The following is a 17,950-nucleotide window of genomic DNA, read 5'->3' as shown; positions in this document are numbered from 1 at the left end:
CTGCAAAAGAGGGAGAGAAGCGTCGCCCCGGCCCGGGATGAGCCGGGCCATCGCATGACCCGTCACGACGAGGATACATCAGGAAGTCCCGGAAGGCGCCGTGTCCCGCCGCGCTCCGGACCTCAGATATGCCTCACCACCTGCCCGCGCTTGAAGCGAGCCTTCGGGATGCTTGCGTATTTGTCCTCGGCCGAGCGGTAGCCCAGGGCGCAGGCGACGATGGTGGTGTAGCCGCTGCCTTCCAGCCCGAGGATCTTGTCGTAGCCGGCGGTGCTGATGCCTTCCATCGGGCAGGCGTCGATGCCGAGCAACGCCGCGTTCGACATGAGCTGGCCGAGGGCGATGTAAAGCTGGCGCACGTTCCATGCGTGGCGCGCTTCATGGGTCATCGTTTGGGCGAAGCCCTGGATCATCCCCTTGAGCGGAGCGAGGCCTTCCGCCGTGCCGCCCTGCTGCTCGGCCATGCGCTCGATCCAGACATCGATGTCGTTCGCATCGAGATCGGTGCGCGCGGTGAAAACGACGAGGTGGGATGCGTCCGTGACCTGGGATTGGTTCCAGGACTCGGGCCGGAGGTTCGCCCGCACGCCGGGGTCCTGGATGATGAGGAATCTCCACGGTTGGAGTCCGAAGGAGGATGGCGTGAGCACGAGCGATTCCTCGATGGCGTCCCACGTTTCCGCTGGGATCTTCCGGGTGGCGTCGAAGCTCTTGGTGGCGTAGCGCCAGTTGAGTGATGAGATGAGTTGGTCGGTGGAAAGGCTCATGTGCCGCAGGTTAGTCCGTATCGAGCTCCAATGGCAAGGAGACGTCGGGGAAATCCTTGAGGGTCAGGCTGAAAATCACGCCATATTCCTCCTCAAGCCGGTTGTCCCGGTGTGTCACCCCCATGCCCGCGACCCAGTTGCCGAGGTCCCGGTGGATGGTGTATTGCTGGAGTTCCAGCGTGCTGTCGTCGAGTTCCAGGATGTGGCGGGTGCCGATCCCCCAGTTTTCGTTCAGGCGGGTGTAGGTCTGAACGTCGAAGCGGTCCGAATCCACCATCACAGGGTGTCCGTTCAGATAGCGGTAACCGAGGGAGAACTCGAAGCCCTCTGTCGGCATGAAGCGCAGGCGGCTGGAAAATTCGTTGAAACCGGACCCGCCGCTGACGACGGGGAATTGTGTTTCGAAGTCTACGCCCATCCATGGCAGGGGCTCCCAGCGCACGTCGTTGTAGAGGTTCGAGTAGTTTCTCTTTCCTTCGGGATCGTTGATGAAGGCGTCGATGTAGGTATTCAGGAACAACCACTCGAAGCTCTGCTGGTCCCGCTGGGTAAGCAGGCGGTTGCGGCTTCCGAACCGGACGACATTCCAGCTTTGCAGCTGATCGACCGCGGTGAAGCGGGTCGGGTCCAGCGGGCGCGGGCGGGTCGTCGGCGTCAGGCGGTCCACCTGCGGATCCTCCAGATCGAAGTCATCGGTGGAGACGACCGACCAGAGGGAATAGGGTTGGAAGATGTGTTGGAGTCCGTCCAGCCCCCACTGTGGATTACGGAAATCACCAAGGTCCTTGGAAAACTTCACCGATGTCTCGGTTCCGAAGTGGAGCAGTGTTTTGTCGGAACTGTCGACGGGGCCGTCCACCGCGCCGTAGCGTGTGTAGCCGAGACCGGCCTCGGGTGTGATGTTGAAAAATCCTCCCAGGGTGACCGGCATCGAGAGTTCCTGGTAGGTGTTGAATCTCGTGTAGCTGGCGTCCAGCAATTGTGTGCGGATCGCCTCGCGACGCGGATCACCCACGGGCAGCGCGAGGATCCTTTCCGCAAGCTGGCGGTCGAAGCCGCTGAGCTGCCGGAGCAATGGCTTGGTCGCCGGGTCGCCGGCGGTGAGGTTCAACAGCGGATTGAGAATCGCATTGCGCGTCGGATCCGCGGCCTTCTCGCCGATGACGCCGAAGGAGGTGCTTCCTTCGTGCAGGATGGGCAGGTCGAAAAGCGGGGCACGGGCACGGTCGTAGGCCACTTCCGGCAGCCGTGTGTCCGCCCGGTAGAAGTCATTGGTGCGGAATCTCCCGTAGAGTGAAAGCAACGAGTCCTCATCCGTCCGGTAGATGCCCAGCGTGTTGTCCGGTGCGGGATTCGTGCGGTATTCGCGCGGTTCGAAGTCCTCGAGGAAGTGTTCGTCACTGAGCTTGGAAAAATTCGTATCCAGCCGCCAGCTTGCGTCGTCGGGCAGATCGAATTCCAGGCGGTGCTTGAATTCCAGCTTGTAGCGGTCCTCGTTCACCACGCCGCGCGGAATTCCGGTGCGGTTGATCTGGGGATCGAGGTCGTTCAAGTAATAAAAACTCAGGCCGCTGATCTCCTCCTTGTTCTCGATGCGGGTGTCGACGAGATCCACCCCCGTGCCGACGCCGCGGCGCGACATGAGGTCGAAGTGCCAGCGGGAAAGCAGCCACTGGTTTTCCGTTGCTCCGGTCGTTTCATCATGATCGCCACCGAGCATGATGCCGTAGGTGTTCTGGAGGAAGACGCCCCAGGTGGAGCGGGAACCGGGAATGAAATGGTAGCCGAGCTCCGCGTCCAGCGGCTGGCTCAGGTAGGGAAGCCAGAAAACCGGGGTGTCACCGACGTAGAGTTTCAGGTCATTGAAGACGATCTTATCGTTGGGAAAGATCGTCGTCTTCTTCGACCGCACCCAGAAATTCGGGTGCTCCGCGTCATCCGTGGTGATCCCCGCATCCTCGCCGACATAGACCTTTTTTCCGCCGCGGTCCTCGACGGTGAATTTTCCCGACTCCAACAGGATGGGGTCCAGCGAGGCCCGCAGTCCGCTGGCATCGAGGATTTTTTTCTTATAGTAATACACCGCGCGGTCGCCGCGCTGGAGGGAGTTGCCCTGATAGACGCTCACATTTCCTTCGAGGGTCACGGATTCCGTCTTGAAGTCCACCCGCGCGCGGTCCGCGAAAACTTCCAAGCCGTTGTCACCCGCGAGCTTGAGATCCGGACCGTTCAGTTGCGCGCCCTCGTTCTGGGTGAATTCCGCGGGGCCGCTCCATGTGATGTTCAGCTCCTTCGGCATGACCGAATCCGTCCCGATGGTCGGCGTGCCGAAAGGGAGTTCCGGAGACGGAACAGGCGTGATCGCATCCACCGGTGGCGTTACCGGCACATTCTCGGGGAGAACGTCCTGCGCGGCGAGCGGTAGCAGAAGAAACGGAGAAATGACCCATGCACCTAGTTTCAGCATCGCCGTGATAAGAGAGTTCCCGGCGGCCCAAGTAAAGGGCGGAAAAAGGCGGACGGGGATCAACCGACGGAATCCCGCAGGGTTTTTTGCAGCGGGTGGGGAAAATCAGCGTTGTCTTGCTGGCATTCGCGTCCACCTTGACCCCATGCAGCCGAGCGAGCGAGCCGCCATCGTGGGTGTGACCGGATTCATCGGCCGGGGTTTGCCCGCGCTGCTCGCACGGCACGGAATGGCCACCACCGGAATCAGCCGCGCGGGTGGAGGTTCGGTCGAGGGCGTGGACCGCTGGCAATCGACGGATTCCATGGATTTTTCCGGACACCGCGCCATTATCAACCTTGCCGGAGAACGGATCGACCGCCGCTGGACGGAGAAAAACCGCCGGCTGTTCCACGAAAGCCGGGTGGGACTCACGACCCGTATTGTCGAAGCGATCGCCAGGCTCCCTGAGCAAGAACGGCCGGAAGTGCTGGTCAACGCGTCCGCCGTCGGCATTTACGGTGACCGGGGGGACGAGATCCTGTCCGAGGAGGCGGCAGTGGGGACCGATTACATGGCGGGCTTGTGTGACGATTGGGAGCATGCGGCGCAAAAGGCCGATGAGCTTGGCGTGCGGGTGGTGACGCTGAGAATCGGTGTCGTCCTCGGGCCGGATGGGCCGGCGTTTGAAAAACTCGGACGTGTCATCAGGCTCGGTCTCGGCGGACGGCTCGGCTCCGGAAAACAATGGATGCCATGGGTGCATCACGATGATCTGCGTGCCGCCATCTCCCACGCCGTTTTTTCGGGAAGCCTCAGGGGACCGGTGAATGGCAGCGCGCCGCACCCCGAACGCAACGGTGATTTCACCCGCAAGTTCGCCGCCGCCTTGCATCGTCCCGCCATCTTCGCGGCACCCGCCGTGGTGTTGCGTCTGGTGTTGGGAGAATTCAGCACCGCACTGCTCTCCAGCTACCGTGTTGTTCCCTCCGCCCTCGAGCGGGACGGATTCCGGTTCCGTTATCCGAGGCTGGAGGATGCGTTAGGAGATCTCATCCGCTAGCGTTTCACAAGCCACCCGCACCGCCGCGGTGTGTGCGGCGACGCGTTGTTCGAGCGGAGCGTGGCTCGGGGTCTCGAAGGTGAAGGAAATGGGGCAGCCTTTTTTTGCCAGATAGATCGCCTCAGGCCAGCCTTCCGGCAGATCGGGCTCGGCGGCGTGGTAGATCCAGCCGTCCTCGCGGGATTCATGACCGTCGATGAGAGGCCCCTTCTCGGGTGGAAACCATGGCCGGACGGCGTCGAGGATGCGATGCGCCCGCCCGGGCTGGTCCTCCCGCAGGTTGATCTCGTAAAAATAAAATCCGGTCGTTTCCCAGTCCTCATGGAGGGAGATGAACAGGTCCGGCATCGCGAGTGCGTCGATCCAGCAGGCGTGGGCGATGATTTCCGCCGTCTGGCGCAGCCAGTAGTCACGGTTCAGGTCCACGCCACCGGAATTTTCGCGGGTGCGGGCCACAAGGCCGGAAGGGTTGAGGGCCGGGCAGATGAACCAATGGAAGTCATCGGTGAAAAAATCCGCGAGCAGCAGTTCGAGCAAGGCGAGCGGCCCGGCCGGTTCATCCCCGTGAATGCCTGCGGAAAGGTAGACGCAGGGCCCCGTGCCAGGTTTTTCCCATGCCAGCAACTGCCCTGCGGGAAGATCCGCGAGCAATGACGGAGTGAATCCCGCCAGCTCCGCCGCGCCGCGGAACGCCGTCTGGAAATGAAGCAAATCAAAAACCCCGTTCATGCCCCGGCCGACCGCGCGTTCATTTGAAGATCTCAGCGAAAAACGCCTGCATGGCAGCCCACGAACGATGGTCCGCGGCAGCGTTGTAAGCGGCACCCTTCGATGGATCATCGCCCGCTTCCACGTGGGTGAAGCTGTGGACGGCACCGCCGTAGGAGACCAGCTGCCAGTCCGCCTTCGCGCCGGTCATTTCCTTTTCAAATGCCGCCACCTGGGCCGCCGGCACATATGGGTCCACCGCACCGTGCAGCACCAGTACCTTCGCGGGGATTCTTTCTTCCGTCGCATCCAGTCCCGGGGCGGAATCCAGTCCGCCGTGGAAGGATACGACACCGGCGATCTCGGTCCCGGCGCGGGCGAGTTCCAGCACGCCCGTTCCGCCGAAGCAGTAACCGATGGCGGCGATTTTCGATGGATTCGTGCGTTCATCCGCCTTGAGGAGATCTAGGGCCGCCAGCATGCGCGCGCGGTAGAGAGGACGGTCGCCCTTGTATTTTCCCGCGGTCTTGCCCGCCTCGGGCGGCTGCGGACGGACACCCTTGCCGTAAACGTCCGCGGCGAAGACATTGTAACCCATTTCCGCAAGCATCCGGCTGCGGCGTTTCTCGTATTCGGAGAGGCCCGTCCATTGATGGACCACGAGCACGGCGGGGCGCTGGCCCTGCACCGCGTCATCATAAACCTGGAAGCCTTCCAACTCCGTGTCCCCCTGTTTGTAGGTGACGCTTTTCTCCACCAGCGCCGCTTGGATGCCGGTGAGCATGGAGGCGAACAAAACCAGACAAGGCAGCAGTTTCATGGCATGCACCAAAGCCACGGAAACTCAGGCCGTCAATGCGGGAAATCGGCCATCCGCCGCTTCATCAAGCTTCCCCCTCCGTCCGGAACCTTTTCTCCCGCCATGGAAGTAACAGCGCATGGAGCGTTGACGGGTGAGGATTTTCGTTCATCATTTGGGACGTAATCCGTTTTTGGAACCTCAACTTACCCATCAGATGACTCTTATTCGTCGTTTTTTCACCCTCGTTTTCGCGGCGTCGCTCGCCACCATGGCTGTTGCCCAGGATGGCAAGCTCAACATCGCCACCGTCGACATGCAGGAGCTTTTCAAGCAATACTACCGGACGAATGAGGCTCAGAAGCAGATCAATGTGGAGCGCGCCCGCATCCAAAAGGACAACAACGAGCGCCTCGCCCGCATCCGCGAACTGGAAGAAACGCTCGGCAAGCTCCGCAAGCAGCTGGAAGACCCGGCCCTGAACGACTCCAAGAAGCAGACCCTTTTCAAGGAATGGCAGATGCAGCAGCAGGAAGGCATCGCGCTTGACCGCGAGCGCCGTGAGTTCCTCCAACGCCGCAACCAGGCCCTCAACGAGAAGATGGTGCAGCGCATGAAGGGTATCCTTGAGGAAATCCGCAAGCTGGTGGAGGAAAAGGCCAAGGTGGACAACTACGACTACGTCTTCGACAAGTCCGGTCTCAGCACCTCGCAGGTTCCTTTCCTTCTCTACACCAAGGACGCCACGGACATCACCGCCGGTCTCCTGAAGGACCTGAACAAGGACGCCCCGGCCGATTCCCTTCCTGTCGAAGGTGATCCGAAGCCCGAAATTCCGGCTCCGGCGACCGAAACACCTGCGGGAGAGTAATTTCACATTTCCCGAGTTGGCATTCGCCCTCACACTTTCCGAGCTCGCCCGTTGGGTCGATGGTGACATCGTCCGGGGCGGGCTCGATTTGTCTCTGACCGGAATGGCCGCGCTCGACGCGGCCAGCCCCCATGACGTGAGCTTCCTCGGCAACGAGAAGTATTACGGCCAGTTTCTCGAAACGAAAGCCGCGGCGGTCATCGTCCCGCGCGGCGTGACCAGCGGACCCGAGGGCACGGCCCTCATCGCGGTGGAGAATCCCTCGCTTGCCTTCGCGGTCGTGGTGCGCCACTTCGCCGCCGCGGTCCGTAAATTTGCTCCCGGCGTGCATCCACGCGCTTTTGTCGACCCTTCTGCCGTGTTCGACCCTGCCAAAGTCCGCATCCAGGCCGGAGCGGTGGTTCTGGCCGGCGTGACCATCGGCGATGGCTCGGACATCGGCCCGAACAGCGTGATCTCCGACGATGCCGTGATCGGCAGGGACTGCCGTCTCATGGCGAATTCCAGCGTGCGCGAACGTTGCGTGCTGGGAGACCGGGTGATCCTCCAGCCGGGAGCGGTGATCGGGTCCGACGGCTACGGCTACGAATTTTCCGAAGGCCGCCACATGAAGATCGACCAGGTCGGCATCGTGGAAATCGGCGATGATGTCGAGATCGGCGCGAACACGAGCATCGATCGTGCGCGTTTCGGCAAGACGATCATCGGCGAGGGCACCAAAATCGACAATCTCGTGCAGATCGGCCACAACGTGGTGATTGGCAAACACTGCCTCGTCGTTTCCCAAACCGGCATTTCCGGCAGCACCAAGCTCGGTGACTACGTCACCTGCGCGGGGCAGGTCGGCATCGTCGGCCACGTGACCATCGGTGACAAGGTAACCCTCACCGCGCGGACGGGTGTCACGACGGACCTTGCCGCCGGCCAGATCTACTCTGGCAAACCCGCCCGCCCGATGCGCGAGGCGATGAAAATCGAAGCCTACTCCCGCCGTCTGCCCAAACTCATCGATCGGGTGAAAGCATTGGAAAAAGCGCTGGGGGATACGGTTGCGGAAAGGGAGTGAGAACGAATCCGGCGGTTCGGGAGAATCGTCACCAGATCCTCCGCATCGTCGTCCCGCCGCTTGGTTGGGAAAACCAATGGTGGTGGCGTAAAACCTCCCGGCACCTTGCCCGGGCCATGCCGGCTTCCTGCCAGAGTCATTCCATTGATCCGGGATCCATCCCCGGTGACCGGATCCGCATGAGCCATCACGACCGTGCCAGCCAGTCGCCGAAACGCGTGGGGCCGAGGATGGGATTTTCGCCAGGAGTGAGACTTTGATCATTCAGGAGGATGCCGTAGTAACGGGCACCAGGATCGGTCACGACCTGCCGGTTGTCCTGCTTGGCCCGGAGGTATTGACGGACGAGCTCGTCCTGACGGATGGCTTCGGGGCCGGCGAGTTCGACGATGCCGTTGTGCGGCTCGCCGAGAGCGATTTCAGCCAAGGCGGCGGCGACGTCGTCCGAGAGGATCGGTTGCATCATGGCTTCCGGCACCCGGACGGTTTCTCCATCGGTGGCGGATTGGGCGATGCTGCCGACGAATTCGAAGAACTGGGTGGCGCGGACGATGGTGTGGGGGATGGTGCTGGCCTTGATGCCATTTTCCTGTGCCAGTTTCGCCCGGAAATAGCCGCTGGAGAGCAGGCGGTCCGTGCCCACGACGGAGAGCGCCACGTGATGGCTGACTCCCGCGGCGACTTCCGCCGCGGCAAGGTTCCGTGTGGAGGATTCGAAGAAGTCGAGCACGTCCTGGTCCGCCCAAGAGGGGGAGTTGGCCACATCCACGACGACTTTCGCTCCGGCCAAGGCTTCAGCGAGACCCTCGCCGGTGACCGCGTTCACGCCGGAGGATGGCGACGCGGCGATGACCTCGTGCCCCTCTTGGCGAAGCTTTGAAACGAGACTGCGGCCGATGAGGCCGCTGCCGCCGATGACCACGATCCTGATAGGGCTGTGTGAGTTGTTTTTCATAACGACAGGAGCATTGCCTGGATTTGAAATTCCGTGTAGCCGTCGGTTTGGCATATCACCCATTCACAAATTGAATGACCGCATTTGATGATCTTTCCCTGCTCCGAGCCTTTGTCTGTATTGTGGAATGCGGTAGCATTTCCGCCGGAGCCAGGAGCCTGAAGCTTCCGCAACCGACGTTGAGCCGTCATCTGCGCCTGCTGGAGGAGCGTTGTGGTGCCGCGTTGCTGCGGCGGGACACCCACCAGATGAGTCTGACGGAGACGGGGCAGCGGTTTTTGGCCGACGCCAGGATCGTGCTGGGACATGCGGATCAAGCGGACCAGAGGCTCCGGCAGGATCAAACGACGTTGAGCGGCCACCTGCGGCTGTTCGCGACCATCGACTGCGGGCAATTCATCGTCACGCGCCTGGTCAGCCGTTTTTTGCAGAAACACCCGAAGGTCACGGCGTCGCTTGGCATTTCAAACCGGCCGCTGCACATGATCCAGGAAGGCTGTGATGTCGGAATCCAGCCCGGGAGAATTACGGACGAGAGCGTCATCGCACGGCCTGCGGGAATGATCCGGCTCCACCTCGCCGCGTCACCTTCCCTGGCGGCGAGGTTTCCTGCGGCGGAAAAGCCCGGGGATTTGAAATCCTGGCCGTGGATCGGTCTGGCCGGGTCGCAGTTCTGGAGTGCGAAGGAAATCCACCTTTCCGCCCCCGGGCGTGCCGAGCGGTCGCTTCCGATCTCCCCGGTGCTGGTGTGCGAAGGGGTGACGAGCATCCGTGAGGCGGTCTTGTCCGGCCTCGGCGTGTCGGTCCTGCCGGAATGGATGATCAAAGAGGAGTTGCTCGCTGGAAAGCTGGTCCGCATCCTGCCGGAATGGAGCGCGAGGGACCTGCCCGTGCACGTGGTGTATGCGGGCCACCGCCTGTTGCCGGTACGGGTCAGCGCGTTCATCGACTTCGCCGTGGACTACCTGACGCGGGAGCTGGCGGCTCCCGAAGCTTGATGAATATCCGTCCGATCCATCTGGGCCTGATCCGCCCATGGAGCGCCCGACCGTTTGAATCAGACGGTTTCGATCTCAGCGCTCCAGAGCACGCTTCAGCACGAAGAATCCCGGATTCAGATGACCGAGCGGTTCGCGGAGCTTGTCGATTTCCTCCGCAGAGCCGTGGAACTCCAGGCGGGTCAGATCGGCGATGGTCAGCATTTCGCCGAGCACGGCACCCACATTCTCCAAGTGATGGAGCACGCCGGCGGCACCGGCATAGCCTTCACGGCAGAAGACCTCGTCCCCCAGCACGGTGAACTCATAGAAGAGGCAAAGCTCCTCGCCACGGGTGGTGGCGACGAATTTCTCCATCACCGCGTCCGCCTCGGTCTCCTTGCCCGGATGGACTTTGAAATACGGGTGGATCGTAACGAGGTTGGTTGGCAGGCTCATGGTGGGTAAAGGGTATGAAAAGAAGGCCGTAGGTCAACCCGGGGCTGTCGGACAGCGGAACCGTTCCTGACGGGCTTACCAGTCGATGTTCTCTCCGCGCGTGTCGATGTGCGTGAAGTTCCAGTAGCCGCCGATGCCGCCTCTGAACAACCCGCGATCCCTTAGGTTCCGGGCCGTGGAAGCCACCTTCGAGGCGGAAATCGGGAATTTCAGATCCACGGCCACGTTCGCCTGGTGCCAGGAACGGGACTTGGCCCCTTCGCAGTGGGCGTTGTAAGCGGGGCAGCGGTAGGCGGAGATGATTTCGACATCCGTGACGTTCATTTCCTGAGCCACCCGGTCGGCGACACGGAGTGTGTAGCCCATCCGGGTCCACCACATTTTCGGCGGGAGGGTGTTCCAGATGGAGCCCTTGTTCTTGGCGTGGGCCTTGATGACCTGGGCCGGTGAGATGTTCTTCAGCTTGAGATTGTTGATGTAGCGCGTGTATTCCGTAAGGAGGGAACCTTGGTTCCGCGCCCAGTCCGGCGGCAGGTCGCTGAGGTCGATACGCTGCGTCATCTGGGGGGCGGCGCTGGTGGCAACCGGGCCCCGGACCGTCACTTTGGGTCCTGCGTTCGCGGTGAAGGCGCCAGCGGTGGCTGAGGTTGCCAGCAAGCCGAGGCCCGCGAGGCTGAGGCCGCCGATCACCTGGCGGCGGCCGATCAGGCCGTCGGAGATTTCGGGAAATTCGGGAAAGGTCATGATCGAATCAATGAGGGTTTTGCGGACCAAAGCGGATTGCGTGCCGAGACGCGAATTTCGCCGTGGAAAAGGCAATGAGTCCGTGGACCAAAGCAGACGGGGCTGGTGCGGCAAGAAAAAAAGCCCGGTCAGCGACTTTCCTGAAAGGTCCCCGGCTCCGTTTTTTTCGTAAAAATCGCCATGAACAACCCCAACAACGCCAGTCCGATCAGCCCCCAGTCACCGATCGCCGCATACAGCGAAAACGACGGGTTCAGCGGGACCTTCAGCTCGGTGAGCAGCGATCCGCGGGTGAAATGGCTGCCGTTTTCGTCCGTGAGGATCTGTGTCTTGCCGGTGACGGGGTGCTTCGTCGAACCCGTGGTGTCGATGGCCGCGCTGACACCGCTGTTGGCGGAGCGGAGCATGGGCCGCCGCAGTTCGATGGCGCGGAAGCGTGCGTATTGGAAATGCTGTTCGGCGGCGGCGGACTCCTTGAACCAGCCGTCGTTCGTGACGTTCACGATCACCTGCGGACCGGGTCGGACGAATTTCCGGGTGAGCCGTGGCACCGAGTCCTCGAAGCAGACGGTCGGGATCCCGCCGATTTCCCGCCCGCCGACCTGCAGGGTGAGCGGTTCCAGCGAATCTCCGGGGGTCATGGAGCCGTAATACTCCGCGCCCGCCTGCTGTTCGTAAATTTTCCGGAGGAAAGGGACGCTATCGATCAACGGCACTGTTTCGCCGAAGATGACCAGATGGCGCTTGCGATAGGTCTGCAGGTCGTTGTCCGGCGTGGCGACGGCGAGGGAATTGTAGGTGTTTCCCTTGTCCTTGAGCGCCAGTTGGTCGCCATGCTTCTCCCCATCCAGCTCCACCACGCCGTAGATCAGGGAGAACGGGCCCGCCGAATAAACCTGGGCCAGGGTGTCCTGATTGATCTGCGCCGTCCCCCAGTCACCATCCGGGGCACGCAGGATCCGTCCGGTAAGGGCACATTCCGGCCACATCACCCAGTCCGGCCAATCCGGAGAAAACCTGCCTTCGGGAGATTTCAGCGCGTCGAGGGCTTTCAAGGTTTCATCTTCATAGCCCTGATGGGTTTCGAGATCCGTCCACAACATGTGTCCTGCGTCCTGTGGGATGTTGAGCTGCACCAGCAGTGTCTTCAGTTTCAGAGACTCGGCCTTGTTTTCGTGGTGGATGCGGAAGATTCCGTAAAGCGCGAGCAGGGCGAGCACCCGGACCATGACCCTGATTCCCTGCCAACTCCGCCGCGCCGCCGCCTGCACCAGCATGGCTTGGAAAAAAACCAGGACCATGGAAAGTCCCGCCACGCCGAAAATATCCGCCGCCTGGGCCATCACCGGGGTATCGTGAAACGTCGTGCCGAGCACGTTCCAGCCGATGCCGGTGATCACCCAACCGCGCAGGAGTTCGCAACCCGCCCATACCGCGCCGTGGCAGAAGGCGGTTTTCACCAAGTGTGCCGTATTTCCCGGTTTCCAAGGATTCCCGATCTTCGCCGCGAAAATCCCGAACAGCCCCCAGTACACCGCCAGATACATCGGCAGCAGGATCGCGCCGAGCCATGAGACGGAGGCCACCCAGTTGAACTGGACCAGACAGGCCGCAAGCCCCGCCAGATAGCCGATGCCGAAACCCTTCCGGCCCAGGTGGGTTCCCTCGAGCGACCACAACGCCCACAATACCGGCATCATGCCGATCCACACCAGCCAGGTGAAATCCAGCGGGGGAAACGCTCCCGCGACCAACAAGCCGCCAACCACCGCCGCCGCGATACGCATCCACCAGGAACCCTTCGTCATGCGCCGAGTCTCAACCGTCCGGTGCGGCGGGTCCACTGCGAATCACAGGTAAGGTGCCACCTTCTTTTTCAGCAACTCCACCAACGCCGGGTCCATGTAGGCGTAGTCATCCGGGATGCCGAGGACGATCACCCGCTGGCCGTTCAGGTGGCGTTTGAATTTCCGGTTCAGTTTGGACCGGTGCTCCTTTTCCATGACGAAGATCAGGTCCGCCCACGTCACCTGCTCCGGCACCAGCGGGACGATGGCGTCGTTGTTCAGTCCTGCGGAATCCACGTCCACGCCGGACAGCTCCGCGAACACCGCCTCCGCCGTGGGACTGCGGAGCTTGTTTTGCGAACAGATGAAGAGGAGGTTTTTCAAACTCAGTTCCGGGTGAACTTCCGATCCTCCAGCCATTCGTCGAAACGCTCGATCCAGTGGCTCACCGGTCCGGTGTTTTTCGCGCGGTAGCCGAAGCCGTGTCCGCCGTCGGCATAGAGGTGAAGCGCGACCGGGACGCCCGCCTTTTTGAAATCCAGGTAAACCTTGGTCAAGCCTTCGGAAATATCCGGCCTGTCGTTGGAGGACGCCGCGAGAAACGCGGGCGGGGATTCCTTCGTCGGGACGATGCGGAACGAACGGCCCGGATAAATGAGGGCCTGGAAATCCGGCTTGTCGCTGAAATGGTCGAGAGGATCGGCGGCGTCCTCTTTTCCCGCATCGAAGTGCATGCTGGAGATGGCGCACACCTCGCCGCCTGCGGAAAATCCCATCACGCCGACGGCGGCGGCATTGATGTTCCACTCCGTGGCCCGGCTTCTGACCAGGCGGATCGCGCGGTGCATGTCGCCGACGGCGTGTTCGTCCACCGTGTAGGTGGAGCCGGGTTCGCTGGCCAAACGGTATTTCAAGACAAACGCGGCGGTGCCATGTGCCGCGAGCCACTCCGCGACGTTGCCGCCCTCATGGGTGGTGCAGAGCAGCTTGTGGCCGCCCCCGGGTGCGACGATGACGGCGGCTCCGTTCGCCTTTCCCTTCTGCGGCAGGTAAACCGTGATGCTCGGCTTGTGGATGTTCGTCACCGTCTCCTCACCGTTTTTGGAAACCTCCACGACTTCAGGTGTGGTCTTTCCCTCCGAGCCGGGTGCGCCATCCGGCCAGAGGAGGATGGTTTCGGGCGCGGCGCAGGCGAGGGATGCGAGGCAAAGGAAGAGCAGGGTTTTCATAAAGCTTCGGAGCGCCGGCCGGCGCGCTGTTGCTCAAATGCCCGCGAGGCGGCCCGTGCTGTCGCCGAAGCGGTCGAGCTTGGGGACGCCCATGCGGTCGAGCATGTCCAGATAGAGGTTGCACATCGGCGTCGCCTTGGCCGAGAGGTGGCGGCCGGTCTGGAAGGTGCCGCCGCCATTTCCCGCCAACACGACGGGCAGGTTCGAGTGCGTGTGGCGGTTGCCATCGGAGTTGCCGCAGCCGTAGACGATCATCGAGTTGTGCAGGATGGAGTTGCCGTCGGAATCCTGCTTCGAATCCAACATGACGAGGAACTCCGCGAGCCGGTCCGCATAGAAACGGTCGATCTGCGCGACCTTGCGGATCATGTCCGTGTCGTCGCGGTGGTGGGAGAGGCTGTGGTGGCCCTCCGCGATCTCGATTTCCGGGAAGGTCCGGTTGCTGCCATCGTGGGCGAGCAGCAGGGTGGAGACACGGGTGGCATCCGTCTCGAAGGCGAGCGCGAGCATCTGGAACATCAGGCGGATGTATTCGTCGTAAGCTGTCGGGATCCCGTCCGGCGAAGGCATGTTCGGGTCCGGGATGTCGGTGAAACCTTCCGCCGTGACGATGCGCTGCTCGATTTCCCGCAGGCCTGTCAGGTACTCGTCCATCTTCGCCTTGTCGCGGTGCGTGAGTTTTTTCTCCACGGCTTTCGCATCGTCCATGACGAAGTCCAGGATGGAGCGCTGTTGCGCGCGCCGCTGGACGAGATTGGCCCCGCGCTGGCCGTGGACTCCGGCACCGAAGAGCCGCTCGAAGACAAGGCGGGGGTTCGATTCCGGTGAGAGCGGAGAGGTCGCGGTGCGCCACGCCAGGTTCGACTCGTAGGCGCAGGAGTAGCCGGAATCGCAACCGCCGGACTTGCGGTGCGGATCGGTGGAAAGTTCCAGCGAGGCGAAGCGGGTCGCGTTGCCGATGTGCTGGGCGGCGATCTGGTCCACCGAGATCCCGGCGTAGATGTCGCTGCCCGCGGTTTTCTTCACCCGCACGCCGGTCAGGAAGGTGCCGTTCGCCCGGGCGTGGTCGCCCGCGCCGTCATTTCCCGCCTCGGCATTGAGATGCTCCAGGCCGGAGATCATCTGCACGTGGTCGCGCAGGGGTTCCAGCGGGGTGAGGGTGTTTCCGAATTTGAAATCGCTGCCGGTGCCCACCGGGTTCCACTGGTCCGGGATGGCGCCGTTCGGGAAATAGAGGAATGCCATGCGCAGCGGTGCTCCGGTCGCGGTGGTCGCGACTCTGGATGCGGCGGCCTCGGCTGCGAACACGCGGCCCGGCAGCATGGCTTCAAAGGCGGGCAGGGCGATGCAGGCTCCCATTCCACGCAGGAAGGAGCGGCGGTTGGTGTGTGGGAGTTTCATAGGGTCGTGCGTTGGCGTCTTTGGAAGGCGGGGGATTCGATGATCCCGAGAATGAGTGAGGAAAATTTACCCTGGGTGCTTTCCAACTGGTCCACTACGGCGTCCACGGTGGAAATATCGCATGGCTGCGGGCCACGGCCGAGCGAGTAGGTGAGGAGTTTTTCCGTGAGGCAGCGATAATAGTCCGTGCGGCGCGCGGTGACCAGCAGATGCTTCAGCTCCCTGACATCGGCGAACGGCTCGCCGGTGATGAGCTTGCCGCTCGGCGGTTCGAGCTGCTGCCCGCGCTCCTTGTCCCGCCAGCTTCCCATGGCGTTGAAGTTTTCCAGCGCGAGACCGAGCGGATCCATGCGGTTGTGGCACGACGAGCAGAGCGGTTGCTCGCGGTGCAGCGCGAGCGCCTCGCGCAGCGTGCGGTCATCGCCATTGGTTTTCTTCTCCGAGGCCTCCAGCGACGGGATGTCCGGCGGCGCGGGCGGCGGCGGGGTGCCGAGCAGGTTGTCGAGGATGAAAAGCCCGCGCTTCACCGGGGAGGTGCGGGTGGGGTTGGAGGTGACGGCGAGCACCGTGCCCATGGTGATCACACCACCCCGCTGACTGTCCGGCGGCAGCTTCACCAGACGCATGTTCCCACCTTCCACCCCGGGGACACCGTAGTGGTTCGCGAGTTCCTCGTTGAGGAATGTGGAATCGTTCTCCACCAGGCCCAACACGCTGCCATCGGTACGGAGCAGGTGGCGGAAGAGCATCTCCGCCTCACGGCGCATGGCGGTGCGGAGCGATCCTCCGAACTCGACGCGCCTGCCGTTGTTGCCGAACTTCGCGCGCATCTCGGCGCGTTGCGCCTTCAATACCTCCACCTTCGCGGTCTCGTGGTTCTTTTCCGCCTCATCGATCTCGCGGTTCAACCGGCGGAATGTCTCAAAGCGTTCGCGCTGGTCCTTTTCCTGACCGGCGTCGCGTGCGAGGACCACCCGCGCGTCGATGCTCACGCTCTCCACATCGCGCGTCTGCAACCATTGGCCGGCGAAGTTTTTGACAAACTCGTCGGATTTCTCGTCCTCCAGCATCCGGGAGACCTGGGCGGACAGGTTCTTCCGCAACTCGCCGCGTTCCGCCAGTTGATAGAGTGTCTCGTCCGGCATGGTGGACCACAGGAAATAGGAAAGCCGCGATGCGATCGCGTATTCGTCAAGCAGGGGGTGGACCTGCGGGTTCGCTTCCGGCAGGGTCTCCTCCATGCGGAAGAGGAAACGCGGCGAGGCGAGCACGGCGGTGAACGCCCGGGCGATGCCCCGCTCGAACGAGCCTCCCGGCATTTTCGCCGATTCGATGGCGAGTCCGGACAATTTTTCAACGGTGCCTTCGTCCGCCGGCTGACGGAACGCCCGCGTCACGAAACGCCGGAGGATTTCCCGGGCATATTCCAGACGCCCCGCCTCATCCTGCGGGACGGAATCCCGGGGGAAAAAACGTTCGTAATTTTTCGGGCGCTCGGCGTATTCCGGTTCCAGCGGCCCGACCAAAGTACAGCCCTTGAATTTCAGATCCACGTTCGGCGGCCCGTCACCGGGTTTTTCCGCGGGCTTCTTATCCTTGCCGACGAGCGGCTTCATCGTGAAACGCACGGGATACTCCCCTTTTTCCCATTTCACCTCAAAGGAGGAGTCCAGCCTCATGCCGTCCTCCCATTTCAATTCCTTCTGATAGACCTGTTTGCCATCCACGAACCATCCGGCATCCGCGCGACCGGGATCGAAGGCGAACGAACCGCGCACGGTGGCGTCCAGGATGATCCGGTAGGTGCCGGGCTTGGAAATCTTCACCATCGCGCTGACGTCCGCCGGATCGTAGAGCGACACGCTCATCTCGTAGTCATCGCGATCGGTGAATTGCTTCACGGGGATCCTCCGCTCAGGAGTGACGCTGCTTTCCAAGGGAACGGCCTTCGCCACGATGGCTTCCGCCGCCTGCATGTATTTTTCCAGCAGCAGCGGCGAGGTGGTGAGCACGTCTCCGATGGTGTCGAAGCCATAACCGGTGTCGTCCGCTGGGAATTCCTCGTCCGTGCGGAAGTCGATGCCCATGAGATCGCGGATGGTGTTGCGGTATTCCACCCGGTTCAGGCGGCGCAGGGTGACACGGCCGGGGTCCGGGTTCGCCGGGTCCAGCTTGAGCGGAGCGCGTTTGATCCAGCTCTCCAGCTTCGCGAAATCCTCCGCGGGAATCCGGTCCTTCTTTGTCGGCGGCATGAGCCCGCTGCGGATGTTTTTAAGAACGTGGACCCAGAGCTCCTGCTGCTTCATCAGGTCGGCCGTCGAGCCGAAGGTGTCCAGCGTGACCTTGCCCTTGTCCTCGCCGTCACCGTGGCAGCTGTAACAATTGTCCTCCAGGATCGGCAGGATCTCCTTCTCGAACACCGCGACATCATCCGTCTCTCCATGGGCCGCGGGCGTCATCGCGGCGCAGGTGAGCAAGGCGAGGACATGGGATCGCCGGAGGATGGAAAGCGTGTGGGACGGGCGCATCGTGCGTGACGGGATCTGATGGGAAAAAGCTGTGGAGACCGCTACTACGTCGGTATTTTCAGGAATTGTGCAGGAAGAATGCATTCCCCCCCGAACGGGGTAGTAACCGGGCATCCGCGCGATTGTTGCCATTTCCACAGGGATTTCTGG

At 62.2% G+C, this 17,950-nt stretch carries 16 protein-coding genes; 4 read left to right on the top strand and 12 right to left on the bottom strand.

All coding sequences use genetic code 11. The features are described 5' to 3' along the window. Positions 1-122: 122 nt before the first annotated feature. Both JIN84_RS03810 and JIN84_RS03805 read right to left on the bottom strand, forming a co-directional pair. Complete coding sequence (locus JIN84_RS03810; RefSeq protein WP_200349677.1) at positions 123-767, bottom strand: NAD(P)H-dependent oxidoreductase; 645 nt, start codon at positions 765-767, stop codon at positions 123-125. A 10-nt stretch (positions 768-777) separates the two neighbouring features. Next, entirely contained in the window at positions 778-3,234 is a 2,457-nt protein-coding gene (locus tag JIN84_RS03805) for an LPS-assembly protein LptD (protein ID WP_200349676.1), read from the bottom strand. A gap of 145 nt (positions 3,235-3,379) precedes the next feature. Here JIN84_RS03805 and JIN84_RS03800 point away from each other — a divergent pair, with 145 nt between their 5' ends. Then, positions 3,380-4,276 (top strand): TIGR01777 family oxidoreductase, encoded by an 897-nt coding sequence (locus JIN84_RS03800; RefSeq protein ID WP_200349675.1) that lies wholly within the window; start codon positions 3,380-3,382, stop codon positions 4,274-4,276. Here the strand turns inward: JIN84_RS03800 and JIN84_RS03795 are convergent. Together JIN84_RS03795 and JIN84_RS03790 are read right to left on the bottom strand one after the other, a co-directional pair. After that, complete coding sequence (locus JIN84_RS03795) at positions 4,256-5,005, bottom strand: M14 family metallopeptidase (RefSeq protein WP_200349674.1); 750 nt, start codon at positions 5,003-5,005, stop codon at positions 4,256-4,258. The genes JIN84_RS03800 and JIN84_RS03795 overlap by 21 nt on opposite strands. Positions 5,006-5,024: 19 nt before the next feature. Beyond that, the gene (locus tag JIN84_RS03790) at positions 5,025-5,804 is read right to left on the bottom strand and encodes a dienelactone hydrolase family protein (protein WP_200349673.1); all 780 of its coding nucleotides are present in this window, start codon (positions 5,802-5,804) and stop codon (positions 5,025-5,027) included. Positions 5,805-6,000: 196 nt separating this feature from the next. Between JIN84_RS03790 and JIN84_RS03785 the strand changes: the two genes are divergently transcribed. After that, positions 6,001-6,654 (top strand): OmpH/Skp family outer membrane protein, encoded by a 654-nt coding sequence (locus JIN84_RS03785; RefSeq protein ID WP_200349672.1) that lies wholly within the window; start codon positions 6,001-6,003, stop codon positions 6,652-6,654. 16 nt (positions 6,655-6,670) lie between these two features. After that, positions 6,671-7,720 (top strand): UDP-3-O-(3-hydroxymyristoyl)glucosamine N-acyltransferase, encoded by a 1,050-nt coding sequence (lpxD, locus tag JIN84_RS03780; protein WP_200349671.1) that lies wholly within the window; start codon positions 6,671-6,673, stop codon positions 7,718-7,720. A 187-nt stretch (positions 7,721-7,907) separates the two neighbouring features. On the opposite strand, the gene JIN84_RS03775 is transcribed toward lpxD, so the two are convergent. Beyond that, positions 7,908-8,651 carry an SDR family oxidoreductase gene (locus JIN84_RS03775; protein ID WP_345715834.1) on the bottom strand — a complete coding sequence of 248 codons (744 nt, stop codon included), beginning with the start codon at positions 8,649-8,651 and terminating at the stop codon, positions 7,908-7,910. A 98-nt stretch (positions 8,652-8,749) separates the two neighbouring features. Here JIN84_RS03775 and JIN84_RS03770 point away from each other — a divergent pair, with 98 nt between their 5' ends. Further along, complete coding sequence (locus tag JIN84_RS03770) at positions 8,750-9,673, top strand: LysR family transcriptional regulator (protein WP_200349669.1); 924 nt, start codon at positions 8,750-8,752, stop codon at positions 9,671-9,673. 75 nt (positions 9,674-9,748) lie between these two features. On the opposite strand, the gene JIN84_RS03765 is transcribed toward JIN84_RS03770, so the two are convergent. The 7 genes from JIN84_RS03765 to JIN84_RS03735 all read right to left on the bottom strand — a co-directional run bounded on the left by JIN84_RS03765 (position 9,749) and on the right by JIN84_RS03735 (position 17,800). Beyond that, complete coding sequence (locus JIN84_RS03765; protein ID WP_200349668.1) at positions 9,749-10,111, bottom strand: putative quinol monooxygenase; 363 nt, start codon at positions 10,109-10,111, stop codon at positions 9,749-9,751. A gap of 75 nt (positions 10,112-10,186) precedes the next feature. Continuing rightward, positions 10,187-10,855, bottom strand: a complete 669-nt coding sequence (locus tag JIN84_RS03760; RefSeq protein WP_200349667.1) for a D-Ala-D-Ala carboxypeptidase family metallohydrolase — start codon at positions 10,853-10,855, stop codon at positions 10,187-10,189. Between the two features lie 128 nt (positions 10,856-10,983). Further along, complete coding sequence (lnt, locus tag JIN84_RS03755) at positions 10,984-12,663, bottom strand: apolipoprotein N-acyltransferase (protein WP_200349666.1); 1,680 nt, start codon at positions 12,661-12,663, stop codon at positions 10,984-10,986. 42 nt (positions 12,664-12,705) lie between these two features. Further along, a complete protein-coding gene (locus JIN84_RS03750; RefSeq protein ID WP_200349665.1) occupies positions 12,706-13,026 on the bottom strand; it encodes a low molecular weight protein tyrosine phosphatase family protein in 321 nt (106 codons plus the stop codon). Between the two features lie 2 nt (positions 13,027-13,028). Beyond that, complete coding sequence (locus tag JIN84_RS03745) at positions 13,029-13,871, bottom strand: alpha/beta hydrolase (RefSeq protein ID WP_200349664.1); 843 nt, start codon at positions 13,869-13,871, stop codon at positions 13,029-13,031. A 33-nt stretch (positions 13,872-13,904) separates the two neighbouring features. Further along, positions 13,905-15,272 carry a DUF1552 domain-containing protein gene (locus tag JIN84_RS03740; RefSeq protein ID WP_200349663.1) on the bottom strand — a complete coding sequence of 456 codons (1,368 nt, stop codon included), beginning with the start codon at positions 15,270-15,272 and terminating at the stop codon, positions 13,905-13,907. After that, positions 15,269-17,800: a DUF1592 domain-containing protein gene (locus tag JIN84_RS03735; protein ID WP_200349662.1), complete on the bottom strand. Its 2,532-nt coding sequence runs from the start codon at positions 17,798-17,800 to the stop codon at positions 15,269-15,271. Before JIN84_RS03735 ends, JIN84_RS03740 begins: the two co-directional genes overlap by 4 nt. Between the last annotated feature and the right edge of the window lie 150 nt (positions 17,801-17,950).

The organism is Luteolibacter yonseiensis (assembly GCF_016595465.1).
GTDB lineage: Bacteria > Verrucomicrobiota > Verrucomicrobiia > Verrucomicrobiales > Akkermansiaceae > Luteolibacter > Luteolibacter yonseiensis.
The sequence above is the reverse complement of the archived record's forward strand: the minus strand, read 5'-3'. Positions and strand labels throughout refer to the sequence as shown.